This is a genomic window from Paenibacillus sepulcri, assembly GCF_042647105.1.
Classification (GTDB): domain Bacteria; phylum Bacillota; class Bacilli; order Paenibacillales; family Paenibacillaceae; genus Paenibacillus_Z; species Paenibacillus_Z sepulcri.
The window spans coordinates 1-12,595 of record NZ_JBHRUP010000002.1 but is presented as its reverse complement, the minus strand read 5'-3'; the positions used below and the strand labels follow the sequence as shown (position 1 = coordinate 12,595).

The 12,595-nt window shown below is 51.5% G+C and carries 7 protein-coding genes; 4 read left to right on the top strand and 3 right to left on the bottom strand.

What is annotated here, in order from left to right; translation table 11 throughout:
- Positions 1-5: 5 nt before the first annotated feature.
- A complete protein-coding gene (locus ACFOLF_RS35265) occupies positions 6-2,153 on the bottom strand; it encodes an MGH1-like glycoside hydrolase domain-containing protein (RefSeq protein ID WP_210045967.1) in 2,148 nt (715 codons plus the stop codon).
- A 217-nt stretch (positions 2,154-2,370) separates the two neighbouring features.
- Positions 2,371-5,538, bottom strand: a complete 3,168-nt coding sequence (locus ACFOLF_RS35260) for an S-layer homology domain-containing protein (protein WP_379113241.1) — start codon at positions 5,536-5,538, stop codon at positions 2,371-2,373.
- 530 nt (positions 5,539-6,068) lie between these two features.
- Here ACFOLF_RS35260 and ACFOLF_RS35255 point away from each other — a divergent pair.
- From ACFOLF_RS35255 to ACFOLF_RS35240, 4 genes are all read left to right on the top strand, one after another.
- Complete coding sequence (locus ACFOLF_RS35255; RefSeq protein ID WP_210045968.1) at positions 6,069-7,412, top strand: ABC transporter substrate-binding protein; 1,344 nt, start codon at positions 6,069-6,071, stop codon at positions 7,410-7,412.
- A 161-nt stretch (positions 7,413-7,573) separates the two neighbouring features.
- Positions 7,574-8,656 (top strand): GerAB/ArcD/ProY family transporter, encoded by a 1,083-nt coding sequence (locus ACFOLF_RS35250; RefSeq protein WP_210045969.1) that lies wholly within the window; start codon positions 7,574-7,576, stop codon positions 8,654-8,656.
- Entirely contained in the window at positions 8,646-10,091 is a 1,446-nt protein-coding gene (locus tag ACFOLF_RS35245) for a spore germination protein (protein WP_210045970.1), read from the top strand. The genes ACFOLF_RS35250 and ACFOLF_RS35245 overlap by 11 nt, the downstream gene beginning before the upstream one ends.
- Positions 10,088-11,239: a Ger(x)C family spore germination protein gene (locus ACFOLF_RS35240; protein ID WP_210045971.1), complete on the top strand. Its 1,152-nt coding sequence runs from the start codon at positions 10,088-10,090 to the stop codon at positions 11,237-11,239. The genes ACFOLF_RS35245 and ACFOLF_RS35240 overlap by 4 nt, the downstream gene beginning before the upstream one ends.
- A 144-nt stretch (positions 11,240-11,383) precedes the next feature.
- Here ACFOLF_RS35240 and ACFOLF_RS35235 read toward each other — a convergent pair.
- On the bottom strand, positions 11,384-12,595 hold a 1,212-nt coding region (locus tag ACFOLF_RS35235; protein WP_379219761.1), incomplete at its 5' end, for an LTA synthase family protein.

Below are 12,595 nucleotides of genomic sequence, written 5' to 3'. Positions count from 1 at the left end.
TTCACTTACGATCGGATTTCCCGTAAAGGCAGTTCGAACCGGCAAAGCCGGCCGCTTGAGAAAACAAGCTTGCCATTAACAAACAAACGGTATCCTTCTTCGATATCTGCCGCATCCGGCGCGCTTCCGGGCTTACGGTACGTAATCCGAATTTCCGCCCCTGCGGCCCGGACCCGCTCCAGACAGAAATAATCCAGCCCCGTATCGATTGGATCCAGAACGAGCCGGTCGCTCTCTACGGACAATCCGGCCACATGCGTGATCAGCAGATCAATATAAAAGGAATGATTGTATTCCTGCTCGTCGCTGAGCGGCTCGCCGGTGGCACTGTTGTAATGCTCGACAAGCCCGGGCTGGCTCAAGTCCCGGTTGAAGAAATGCAGGAATGAATATTCGCGCAAATAATGGGCGAACTGGCGGTCAAACAGGTGATCGCGCCGTTTGCTCTCCTTCGCCAGCGCATCAAGGACGATGGAATTGGTATACGGCCATGTCGGCCCGTCCCATACGCAGCCGTTGCGGCCTTTGACAAAATGGCCCATCCAGCCGCCATCCTTCGAATAGGCCGGGCAATCGGCGGATACGGACGGAAACGGGCAGCCCGTATCGAACTCGCCCCGCTCGAACAGATGACCGATCAGCGCGTCATGATCAGTGTCAATGATTTGCGCCCATGCCGGATAGAAGCCGACGATATTTTTGACCAGCGCCTTCTCGTCGGTTTCGTGATGAAGGTCGTAGAAGAAAGCGCTCTCTTCATCCCACATTTTTAACAGAATATCGCTTTTGATCGCCTCTGCCCGCCTATGGAACTCCTCCGCTTCGGGGTCCTCAAGCTCTTCGCACAGCCTGGCTACCGCAAGCGTATTCAAATAATGGTATACCGTCCGGTCCACTCTCTTCACATGCGTATAGGTTGCCGGATCCTTGGGGTTTCTCGGGAATTGGTGGAAGTACCAGTAGCTCGGCTGATATTCTTTTCCCGTCCTGGTGTGGCGGTATTCAATCATCAATTCGTCGCGGTCATTCCCGTGCGCCCGGCTCCAGGCCGGCAGCTGCGCCTTCAGGGACGGCAGCAGCGCCGCCATGGCCTCCCGGTTCCGGTGCACCAGATAGAGCTGATAGGCGGCCCAGCAGGAGAAATTGGCAAAGGCGTGCATGACGGTGTCGACGGTCATACAACAGAACATCCCGTCCTCGTTCGGATTTTCCTTCATATTATTGAAGGGGCCTTCACTGTAAGCGGAGTCATGGTACCAGCGGGCATCCATCACGTGCAGGGGGACGGATAAATTGATCAGCTTGCAGAATTCCCAGCCCCCTTTGCTGAATGGGGATTTGCTTTTCTTGTGGGATCTGCCTTCATAGAACAACGGGGATTGCAGATTCCCGTACTTGGGTTCGGCCAAATTATGGCGAAGCAGAAACCAGCGGTAAGCCCAGGTTCTGTTCAGCAGCTCATCGCTGCAGCGGAAGGCCGGCGCCCGGTCGAACCACTGGCTGTAAGCCTGTATATAATCGGAGAAGGCCTGCTCGACTGGCCTGTCGAGGGCATAGGCGCCAGCCCTCCGCCTGAGCAGCTCGGGCTCATCCTGCCCGTGGATGCCGAGGGCGGCCGCGATTGCGAAGGTTCTCGTCTCTCCCGGCTTCAGCCGGAGCCCGGTTAACAGCTTCGCATCGCTAAGTGTCAATGCCGCGTCGATATCGAAGCTTAGGTGCGGTACAGGAAATGTGCCGTAAAGCCCGCCCTCCGGCGTTGTATGGAAGAGGTCACCATACGTGGAGAGGCGCAGAACAAGCTCCTCGGTATCCTTGTTGGTCCAGGTCTGAAAGGATACGGCACAGTCGTCCCATGAAATAAATTTCCGTTCTTGCAGCGAGAAGCGGACACCTTCGTATTCCATCCGCATATGGCTCGGATACCAGCGGGCGCGGCAGGGCTCGTAATTGTCGGCAACGTCTGCCGATACGGTGTACAGCAAAGGAATATTGATCTTGTGAATAAAATCAAACCGGCCGCTAAAGCCGGGCCGGGGCTCCAAATAATCGGCCCATAAACGGGCTCCCGTCGAACCGAGCAATAAAGACCCGGGAAGCGTGCGGAGCGATTTGCTGACGCCGCCCAATTGCTCGTCCAAGCCGCTTGCGTTCATGAAGAATCCCCCATTTCACATTTTACAATGTCGTACATATCTTCAAAATCAGTATATATCACTTGCTTCCCTCTTCATTGGTGGATTCTGCTCGAACTATGGGGGAATCCTGCTTTTCATGGCGGATATTCGCCCCGATTCTGTCCCTATTCGCCCTATATCACATGTGAAATACCCCTGCCGGATGCCGGCAAGGGTATGATGGCCTTTCCTTAACTTACTGGACGGATATGAAGGTTGAATACGTTTTGCCGTCAGGCGTAATGGCTGTCAGCGTGAAGTCTTCCACATTATTGTCAATCGGGTTGCCGCTGCCTGGCTGGTAGACAATGCGGCCGCCGCCGTCGATGTAGAGAACATCCTTCATGGCCGGAGCGGTATTCGGCCTGAAGTGGATGTCGCCAATCAGATAGACAATGCCGAAAATATCGTTGTAGCGCGCCAGTTTGTCATTATCGAAGCTGTCTCCGAATTGGTCCTTGACCGTGATCTTCTTCATCAAATTCGCGTCCCAGGGCAGCAGACCGTTCAGCTGCGCGCTGTCGACGACATTCGCCGACTTGTCCACCTTCACTTCCTGGATCGCCGGGCGTTCATATTTGACTTCCACTTCCTTGCTCAGCGTCCTCGCCCCTGTCGGCGAATCGAAAATGACAGTGACTGTCGATTTGCCCGCATTCAGGCCGATAATCCGGTTCACATCGTCGTCTCCGATCATATCGGGATTGGCCGATCCGATGCTCCTGACAATATTGGACGGCAGAGTCACCTCACGGCCCAGCTCATCCTTGGCGCTGATTTCAATTTCTCTGGCAAATACGTCTTTATTTTCAAGCAGGTAGGTGGCATCGGTAACGCTCCTGATCACCCCATGCTCGTAATAATATCTGCCTGCCGCAAACAATGCGTCATCCAGATCCATTTCATACGTTAACGCCTGGCTGCCGCCGAATACCTCGGCAACCGACGAAGCTGCGGCCAAGGTGCCGATAACCGCTCCGCCGGCGTCAACCCGCACCAATGAGGCCTTAAGCCTGTAGGTTCCCATCTTGAGCGTATCTGCAACGAAGGTGACGCCTTTGCCCGAGCTATCATTGATTTCACGGCGGATTGCCGGAGCAGCATCGGTCAGAACGGCAGCGCCCTTGGTCGTAATCGCGCCGGACTCACCGCTGACCCGCTCCAGCTTGTAATCGACTTTGTAATCAGGGAGCGTCGTATTCAATTGGTCTCCGTACTGGTCGAGAATCTTGAATTTGATCTGGTGCTCGGTACCGGGAAAGAGCAGATTATTGCTGTCTCCGTCAAGCTCGACCGAAGCCGGCGTCCTCTCCCTCGCCTGCTCAATATTGAGGTTGAACGTCTCCATTTTGGAGGAATACGGCAATAGAATGGAAATAAAAGCTGGTCCATAGTTCATGACGCGGGCAATCCGGATTTTCCCCCTGTCGGAGCCGGTTGCCTGCACAGCCGTCTGGCGAACCGCATTGGGCGTCACGCTGTAATCGGTCCGCGTCGGCGGATCGGATTCCAGCACCAGCTGATTCGAACCGGTTACCTGGAGCCGGCCGGTAGTCTCGGCATTCACGATATCCTCGGGAGATAATTCCTTGCCTTCCGCATCCTTGACGATAATCGGGATATATTCGTCTTCGTCACCGATCGTCAGAGTGTCGGAATAATCGAATTCGACCGAAGCCGGTATTTTGGACAGCACGACTTTCAGGGTAACGGACGCGGGCTCGCCATATATCCGGGAGAGCAGCATCAGGTTTACTTGCTTGTCGACCTTCACGTCGGGAGAAACCTCAAGCGACAGATCGACATAACCGTCATCGTCATAATCGAAAAACTTGTCCAGCGACGGTTTGTCGTTGAAAATTCCCGGTTCCGAGAACACCGTATCGATGCCTCTCTCTCCGCCCAGAAGCTCGGGATCGGTTACGCGGAAGCCGTACTGATCATAAGCGGCAAATAACAGATAGGCTCGGCCGCCGGGCTTGAGCGCGGTATCCGCTCCAAAAAACTTAAGATCGCCTGCTTCCACCTTCGAAACGACAGGCAGGTCCCCGACGGTGAAGACTTTCGTGACAGGCTTCAGAGAGGTGTCCGTTAACGGCTTCCGGAACAGAATAATCGAGATCCCTGCACCTTTGGGCAAACGGCTTACATCCAGCTGAAAAGCCTGTTTGCCCGGCAGCTGAACCGCATTCACGTCCGCTCCGGTCGCCTTGATTTCAAAATCGCCGGCAGTCCAATCTGATGTCTCCCCGTACTGGTTCGCCGCTTTGAAATCGATGATCGCCTTCGACCGCGGCAATATATCGGAAGGAGCGGCAAAAGCCAGCGTTTCCAGCCGTTCGTCCTCCGCGTCGAATTCCGCTTCCGCCCGGTCAACGGTCCCTTCGTCCAGATCGGACAGCTTAACCTGATATTTCCCGTGAGCCAGTTTCTCGTCCAGCGTAATGGTCGCGGACATGTTGTCTTCCGCCCACTCGGTTTCCCCGGAAACCTCATCTCCGCCGGCAGATGCGGTCAGCTTCGCCTTTTCGGTATCGACCCCCTGGCTGAGCTTGACGGCTACCTTCCTGGCACCGGAAGCTTTCGCTTCCAGAATGGATACTTTGCCCGCCTCCTGAATGCCTGCGAGGAATATATTCCGCGCCTCGTAAGCGGCCAACGCCAGCTCATAACGGGTAACGGGCGATGTGCCCTCGAATGTGCCGCTTTCACTGGCGGGAAGCAAATTCTTCTCCAGCGCAAATGTGGCATACGTTCGCGCCCATGGACTGACTGTAGCGTCATCGGACGGATCGGCCTCCCTGGCCTCGGCTTCCATGCCAAGTCCCCGGATCAGAAACGCCGCAAGCTCCTGCCGGCTGACCTTGCCGGACGGGTTGTAGCGTGTGGTATCGGAGCCGTAGCCGTTGGTCAGCTCCGCTATTTTGAGGGCTTCAATATAGGGCAGAGCGTACCCATTGGCTTTATCGTCCGCTTTGACATCGGAGAAGCTGGAGATTGCCAGCTTATCGTCGACTGGCAAAGCGAATATAAGGGCCGCCACTTTGGCGAACTGCGCGCGGGTCATGTTGAGGTCCAATCCGAACAGGCCGTCGGATATCCCTTTGAATACACCCGCCTCGATCAGCGTGCCGAACTTCTCCTTAACTTCCGCGGGAAGATCCTTTAAATCCGTAAAACGGTCTGCCGCGTTCTCCGCCGTACCCGCTTCCGGGCTTGCGGCAGGCGCCTCCTCCTCCACCGCACTCGGTTCCGGGCTTACGGCAGGCGCTTCCTCCTCTGGCGTGTCCTCTTCCGCCGCTGCGGGCGAAGCAAATACGGATAACAAAAGCATGATAGCCAGAAGCCAGTTGATACTTTTCATCGATTTCTACATCCTTTCAGGCAAAATATCGTCAGATAAGCGCTTACAAAAACCTTTTTAAAAGAATCCCCCCTCAGGTACTGCAGGCCTCTTGAATTCCGCGCTGCTGCAGAATCTCGCATTGGAATGAATATAGGATAAATTGTATATGTCCCGTTCCGCGGCATTATAGGCTGACTCCATCGTTATTATAGGCTTTTTCACTCTCCCGCCGCTGCTGGCATTCTTTCATTTTGCCGGCTGGCGCGAGGAACGGATACATGATGGAATACGCCTATAATTTGCACAAATAACCCATTGCCGGCATTGGCCAATGTATATATGTTTAATAGACTTCCACTGCCGTCCCTCGCTTTTTCAGGATATCGCGCAGCTGGTTGAACATGAATTCATGTCAGGGGGTGACCGTGATGAAGCTTTATTTTTGTAAGCGCTGACATATCCCGTCTATCAATCTATGACTCCGCTGGCGGTTGCCCGATGAGGAATCTTCCCGATGCATACAAACATTTTGGAGGTCTGAACGGATCATGAAAAAAATTATCAGTATCGCGCTCTTGACGGTAATGACGATAATGGGGGCGGCGGCTTGTACCGAAGAAAACGGCGCGGAAGTAAACAAAGCCAACATCGTTAACGAGGTTTCTCAAGAAACGGCGGAAACATCCGCTAATGAGCTGACTATCTTTACGGCATGGCCTGCATTCTATGTCAACGAGGACATTTACGAGAAACAGGTCGGCCAATATATCAAAGCCAAATTCCCCGATGTTACGTTCAAGCATATTGCCTGGAACGATGGTACGCGGTATGAGGATTTGATCGCCAAGGGCACGATACCCGACATTGTATTCGATGAGGTCGGCCGCAATACGTACAGGCAAATCCGCAGATTCAAGATGGAATACGATATGACCGATTTGGTCAAAAAATACAACTTCGACACCGGCACATTGAACCCTGCGGACTTTCAGCATTCCGTCAATACATCGGACGGCAAATTGTACTCGCTTCCGTTCAATTCGAACGACTGGGTGCTCGTATATAACAAGGATATTTTCGACCAGTTTGGCCTGGACTACCCCAAGGACGGCATGACTTGGGATGAAGCCTATGAAATGACCAAAAAGCTTACCCGTCAGGTCGGTGATATCACCTATAAAGGCTTTCAGATGAACCCCGCACACTATATGAGATTCAATCAGCTCTCGGAGCCCGCGCTTAATCCCAATGAAGACAAATCTTCCATGGTCTCGGACAATTGGCTGAAGATTGTAAGCAATATCAGGGCGTTCTACGAAATTCCCGGCAATCAGCTGGTGAAAACGAATGAATTCGTCACGGGGAAAATTGCGATGATTGTGGATTCACTGGAGAACGTCAATAAATTGCTCGACGAGAACAAGGATTTGAACTTTGACATCTCATCGGTTCCCGTATTTCCCGATGCGCCGAAGTCCAAATTCCAGCCCGATACGAACGGCATGTTTATTACGAATCAGTCCGCCGACAAGGATCTGGCGTTCCAGGTCATCCAATACCTGCTGTCGCCGGAGTATCAAACCGAATTGTCCAGGCAGGGTGTCATCTCGCCGCTTGCCGATCCGGCTGTTCAGGAGGCATACGGGAAGGACGTGCCCGGTTGGGAAGGCAAGCATCTTCAATCGATTTTCTATTTGAACGGTGCTATGCCGCCTGCCCGCAAGCCGAACCTGACCTATATCTATGCCAATACGGATATGGTTTGGAAGCTCATTTCAACGGAATCCAAGGACAATCAGACTGCGCTGAGGATGGCTGACGAGGCCATGAACAAAGCTATCGAGGAGACGATAGTGATCCATAAGGAAGGCGGAATCAGCCCGCATGAGTAATGGGTAAACAGGTTGGCATTCCCCGATAGGGAGCGTGCGAATAACGAGGTTAGCCGGCATCATCCGGTTAACCTTGTTTTGTTTCTGCATAAATTTCATGCGGCGGCAAATAATACCAATGACGTCCAGACGATCACAATGATCGGGGGAACAATTAAACCATGATTTCACAAAAGCAGCTGGTGTCTCTGCTGGTACTAATCATTTGCTTCAACAACTTCGGTGTTTTCAAAATGATGACAATGATCCATGGACAGCGGGATGCCTGGATTGGCGTACTCCTGTCGTCCATACCCGCCTTGATTTGGGCTTTCGTACTGGCCTGGATAAGCCATCGCATGTCCTCAGTCACGGTTCAAGGCTGGCTGAAACAACGTGCGGGCACATTCATAGGCGTGTTGATTACGGCGGTTTTGGCTGTCATCCTGATGTTGAATCTGTATGTCAACATGACTGATCTTATACATTGGGTCAACATATGGTTTTTGCCCAATACGCCGAACTTCATTGTTGTATTCATTATTAGTGTTTCGGTCTTGCTGGGCAGTTTGCTTGGGCTGCGTACTTTGGCAATTGCTGCTGGCATCCTGCTCCCGATCGTTGTCGTCCTCTTTGTAATTCTGCTCTTCGGAATATTCAAATTCCTTCACTTTTATGAATTGGTTCCACTCCTGGAGCGGGGTTGGATACCGGTAAGAGGGTCCCTATTATCCTCACTGGCCGGCATGTCGGATTGGTTTATCCTTATCGTCCTTGCCCCCTTCGTCGACACCAAATCCAAAATCAATTTTAAAACCATTTATGCGCTCCTTCTTGTTCATGTCATCACGCTTGTTGTGCCAATCGTGATTTCCCTTGGCGCATTCGGGACTATTGAGTCGATTCAGCAGCGTACCCCTGTTTTCGAGCAATGGAGACTGGCAAAATTGGGAATGAATTTCTCGCATATCGACTCCCTATCCATCATTTATTTTTTTTCAGTCAGCCTCATCAGACAATCTCTGTTGTTGTTTGCCGTTTGCTCGCTGATGCCGAGAAAGACAATGAGCCCTTCTGTTGGCGTCATGATAGTCATATGGTTGGCCATCTCGTGCGTGTGCTTGATGTCCACCAATGATTTGAAATTTATTCAGCTTTCCGTTCGTTGGCATGATCTTGCGCTGGGTCTGGGATTGGGCGCTGCCGCAATGGCATTCTTTATTTTAAGTTTCCGGAGATTGAAGGTGAAACCAGGTGCCGGATAAACATCAAATCACGGAAGAAGCAGCCCGTTCTTTTTTTGCGCACTGCCAGGACGTTACTGTAAAAAAAGCTGCAATCACAGACCATCCCGCTGAGGATGGTCCGTTTATCATGTACTGTGACGGGTTGATCGACGCTAAACAGATCAATGAGGTGGTTCTGCCGCTGCTGCACACATTGTCTGAAAATCGGGAAGAAAAAATCCCGGTATGGATGAATGCGGAGATACTGGATGACACAATCTCCTTCACCCGGATAGCGGAAGATATCTTTGCAGGCCATCTTGTGATCGTATTCCCTGACTCCGATCCTTTTGCTCTATCCGTTAATATCGCTATGCGCCCGGAAAGATCAACCGAGGAATCGAATACGGAATCTTCGGTCAAGGGGCCCCGGGACGGCTTTACGGAACAGCTCGGCACAAATGTTGCTTTGATCCGCAAACGGCTGCGCTCCCCCAAGCTGGCCTATAAACGCTATGTCATCGGTACGAGAAGCAAAACCGAAGTAGGGCTTTTGTATTTTCAGGACTTGGTATCACCTGAGATTATTGAAGAGGCGCAGCGAAGGCTGCTTTCGATACATACCGAAGGCCTGATAGGCTGCAATCAACTGGAAGAAGCGCTGTCAAATTCCCCTTATTATTTACTGCCGCTGGTCGATTATATCGGCAGACCTGACTTTGCGGCTGAGAGTTTGCTAAACGGAAGGTTCGTCGTATTGATGGATGGATCGCCGATGGCGATTATAGCCCCAATCAATATAGCGTCATTGTTAAAGTCGCCGGAGGATGAAACCGTATCGTTCTATTTCGCCGCATTCCAGCGCATTATTCGCTACAGCGGACTGGTAGTTTCGTTGTTTTTGCCAAGCTTGTTTATTGCATTAACGGACTATAACATCGAACAAATCCCACTCTCCTTTCTGGCCACCATAGCCATTTCCCGGATCGGAATCCCGTTTTCCACGCCGTTCGAAGCTTTTCTGATGGTTGGCATGTTTCAACTGTTCAGAGAAGCAGGTGCTCGGCTGCCAAAGGCGGTAGGCGGTACTGTGACGGTGGTGGGCGGTCTTATCGTAGGGGATGCGGCGGTTCGCTCAGGATTAACTTCTCCGACTATGATCGTCGTGATTGCGACTACCACAATCGCTTCGTATACGTTGGTTAACCAAACATTGGCCGGTTTCGTTGCCATTCTCCGGATACTGTTGATGATTCTTTCATCGCTATTTGGAATGGTGGGATTTTATCTGGGGTTTTATTTAATTATCATTTATGCATCCTGGTGCAAATCATACGGTATGCCGATTCTTTCCCCTGTCTCTCCTTTCAAATCCCGGGATATCCTCGCAGGGCTCCTTAAAAAACCATGGAGCAGGAAGAGGAAACCGCAGGATGTGCAAACCTATGTACCTGAAGGAGGCGGCGAGACTTGAAGTGGAAATGTAAAATGGCTGTCTGCATCCTCGTACTGGTGTTATCGACAGGCTGCTGGGATTCGAAAATCATTCAAAATTACATGTATATCTCGGCGCTCGGAATTGATTACAAGGATAAGGAATATACCGTTTACTTTCAGTTCATGGATCTTGCCGGGATTTCAAAATCGGAAAGCGGCAGTTCAAGCCAACCCAAAAACACCACATGGACTGGAAAAGCAGCGGGTCCGACCCTCAACATGGCTTTTTATAATATGATTAAACTATCACAGCAGCCTATTCTCTGGAGCCACATCAAAATGATGGTTTTCACGCCCGCTGCCTTGGAAATTGGAATAATGCCTCTGTCTAAGGGAGTAACCGGCCAAAGAGATTTACGTTATACTTCCCAGCTTTACGGTACACAGAGCAATCTGGAGGAATTGTTTTCTATTCCCACAAATTCCAATACAACCCTGATCAATTCCTTGCTCATGAGACCTGGACTGGTTTTGAAGCAGTATTCCTATTTCAAGCCTGTGAACCTGCAGGACTTCTTGTTGAATGCGAATAAAAATTACGCCACCTTTGCCATACCGGTTGTTGCTATCAAGGAAGGAGCCTGGTCCAAATCGGAGTCCGGCAAGGATCAATCTACCCCCGTAATTGACGGCGTCATGATGCTGCGCGGAGAAAAATATAGAGGTTCTTTTGACGGTGCGACGGTATCCGGCATGCGTTGGTTGAACAAAGAAGCAATCATTGACCCCCTGCTTCTAAAGAAGGGCGACCGAAATGTTGCCATCCTGCAGATAGAAAGACCGAAAGTGAAAATACAATTTGCCAACCTGGATAAGAAGCCTGCCTTCAGTCTGCATCTAAGGTTTTCAGCGACAGTAGTCGAGATGTTAAGCAGTGAGAATGAAGCCGAATTAAAACGGCTCGCTGAGCAGCAAATCAAAGCAGATATTTTGGACACATTCAAGGCGACAATCGTAAAAGACGTGGATTTGTTTAACGTGGAAGAGATTTTTCATAGAAAACATCAGAAGCAATGGAAGGAATGGTTTCAGAACAACCATTTCAGATGGAACAAGGATTCCCTGACATCCATAAACGTGACAATCAAATTAAAGCATGCCGGCACGAATTATTTGGGAGAATAAGTACCTGCACCGCAATAAACAAAAACAGGACGTAGCGGCGCCAATGCCCTGCATCGTCCTGTTTTTTGTTTGTTCAAGCCGTTCAATATACTGAAACGATCCAGTTCTGCTGGTCACGCAGCGGATTCATGGTCCATAGGCTGTCTACTGCTTCCGGTCAGGCAGCTGGATGACGTAGCTGTCGGACATATTCAGCAGCTTGAGCGCCCGGTCAAATTGATCCCGGGTAGCTTTGGAGGCGGGATCTCCGAGCCCGGGAACCGGATAATTGGATCCATCCTCGAACCCTTCGCCTGGCAGGAAGATCGACTGGTCGTTGATCAGCGAGCCGGAGGGCAAGTAATAGCGCTGAGGCAGCAGATTGGAAGTCTGGTTCAGCAGATCCTGTCCAAAATGAATATGATCCGCAAGCGGCGCGCCGGTCAGATTGGCTACCGTCGGCAGAATATCCGACTGCGCCCCTGTCTGATTGAATACCTCCGGCTTTGTGACGCCAGGAGAGGCGATAATAAGCGGAATGTTCATCATATCGGCATAGCTGTACTCATGGCCGTAAATTTCCTGCATCAGATCCTTGTCGTCATGATGGAGCGAGTACATGGGAAGGCCCATATGATCGCCGTACACGACGAGAACGCTGTTGTCCCAGACGCCGCGTTTTTTCAGATCGTCAATGAACAGGCCCACCGCGTAGTCGGCATAATTCTGCGCGCGGATATAATCGCCGACGAGGGTGCCCTCATACCGTTCGGGCAGCGTCATTTTGTATTTCCGTTCCGGAATGGTAAAAGGATGATGCGCCGTCATCGAGATGACCTGCGAGTAAAATGGCTTGCCGCTGTCGTTCATCCGCTCCAGCTCCTCGGCCGTCTTCGAGTACAGCACCTCGTCCGATGAGCCGAAGAAAATGGTATCGTCAGTTCCGAAAAAGCTCTGGTCGTAATAATGCTCGAAGCCAAGCGCCTTGTACAGGTTGTTGCGGTTCCAGAATTCGATGACATCCGTATGGAAGGTCGCCGTCTGGTAGCCCTGCGAGGCCATAAGCTTCGGCAGGCTCGGCAGCTCCTTGTTCGCGTACATCATCGTAGCCGGCCCCTGCGGCGGGATGTAGAAGGAAGTGTTCACGACGAACTCGGCGTCTGACGTGTTGCCCTCCCCCACCTGCTGGAAGAAATGCGGAAAGTAAAAGTTGTCATGGGCCAGCTTGTTCAGATTCGGCGTTATTTCCTGCCCGTCGATCTTGAGGTCGATCAGGAAGTTCTGGAACGATTCCAGCTGCAGAATAATAAGATTTTTACCTTGTGCGGCGTTCCAGTACTGCGGGGCGGCAGGCTCCTGCACATTCTTGAGCCTGTC

Bases quoted from the DNA above. Each gene is read 5' to 3' on its own strand.
- ACFOLF_RS35265 (WP_210045967.1), bottom strand. From the start codon at position 2,153: ATGAACGCAAGCGGCTTGGACGAGCAATTGGGCGGCGTCAGCAAATCG.
- ACFOLF_RS35260 (WP_379113241.1), bottom strand. From the start codon at position 5,538: ATGAAAAGTATCAACTGGCTTCTGGCTATCATGCTTTTGTTATCCGTA.
- ACFOLF_RS35255 (WP_210045968.1), top strand. From the start codon at position 6,069: ATGAAAAAAATTATCAGTATCGCGCTCTTGACGGTAATGACGATAATG.
- ACFOLF_RS35250 (WP_210045969.1), top strand. From the start codon at position 7,574: ATGATTTCACAAAAGCAGCTGGTGTCTCTGCTGGTACTAATCATTTGC.